The 615-nt window shown below is 37.6% G+C and carries 1 protein-coding gene; it reads left to right on the forward strand.

The features are described from left to right. The first annotated feature begins 39 nt into the window (after positions 1-39). Positions 40-528, forward strand: coding sequence for a hypothetical protein (locus ACP45E_RS15605; RefSeq protein WP_017037751.1), 489 nt, complete (start codon positions 40-42; stop codon positions 526-528). Positions 529-615 lie beyond the last annotated feature (87 nt).

Below are 615 nucleotides of genomic sequence, written 5' to 3' on the forward strand. Positions count from 1 at the left end.
ATTTGCCGCTTAGCAGAGCGTTAACTTGATGGAGCAAGAATGGTAGATCTACCGGTTGGTGTGAGAGTGTACAAAACAAGGTTTATTTTAATAGGTATTGTATTTGCAGGTATTTATTGCGTAACACCAACTAGTAGCGTAATGGATAATGCCCTTGTTGGGATTTGTAGTACTTTCATAATGTACGAAATATGGATGATGGCAAAAGGCCGAACAATATTGGTCATTAGTTACGATGGTATTTATCATTTTAAATATGGTTTTATTAGCTGGGAAGTTATTGATAGAGTGGAAGTGGTTAAGTATGAAGAACTACGTCGCTTGAATTTTCCAGGCGTCATATTGCATTTTAATAAGGAAGAGTCGCTCAAGCGTTTTTGGAATACGAAGTTGAATGGTTTTGAGCTTGCTGCTCAAAAGAAAATTAGCTTATTTGGTGTTGATTGTAATATTGATTATGTCGCATCATTTTCAAACAAGCTTATAAGTCGGCATAGAAGATTGCACTCGATGGATAGATCAAGTTAACAAGGCGCTTAAGCAGACACTTCACGCTAGGCATTTTCGCTTCGCAAAAGTATATGCCTAGGTTATGTGCAGCTTAGCTAGGCGTTA

Source organism: Vibrio genomosp. F10 str. 9ZD137 (genome assembly GCF_049974785.1).
Classification (GTDB): domain Bacteria; phylum Pseudomonadota; class Gammaproteobacteria; order Enterobacterales; family Vibrionaceae; genus Vibrio.